1 protein-coding gene is annotated in these 376 nt (G+C 67.8%); it reads right to left on the bottom strand.

The genetic code is table 11. The features are described 5' to 3' along the window. Nucleotides 1–25: 25 nt before the first annotated feature. Nucleotides 26–376 (bottom strand): EF-hand domain-containing protein (locus ACLBXO_RS31775; RefSeq protein ID WP_447687921.1); only part of this gene is annotated, 351 nt, incomplete at its 5' end.

The raw sequence follows: 376 nt of genomic DNA, 5'->3' as shown, positions 1-376 counted from the left end.
CTCCATCGGGAACGTCCGGTCGGTTTTACTTGATCAGGGCGAGGAGAGCCTTGCCGGCCTTGGAGTTCAGCTCCTTGGCGTCGGGCGTGCCGTCGTTGTCCGGGTCGGCCAGCTTGAAGCGCTCGGCGACGGCCGCGAGGTACTCCTTCTTGTCGAGGGTGCCGTCGCTGTCCGGATCGGCCTGCTTCACGCCGGCCGCGCTCAGGCGGCCCTTCAGCTCCTTGGCGTCGAGCGTGCCGTCCGAGTCTTTCTCGAGGCGGACGAAGGTCGCCGAGGCCACCGCCTCCACCTCCTTCATGTCGATCGTGCCGTCGCTGTCGGTGTCGATCATCTTGACGGCGCTCGCCCCGCTCATCGGCTTGGCGAACGCGGCCGG

Source organism: Methylobacterium sp. C33D, assembly GCF_053345825.1.
This window is presented reverse-complemented; position numbering and strand designations above follow the sequence as displayed.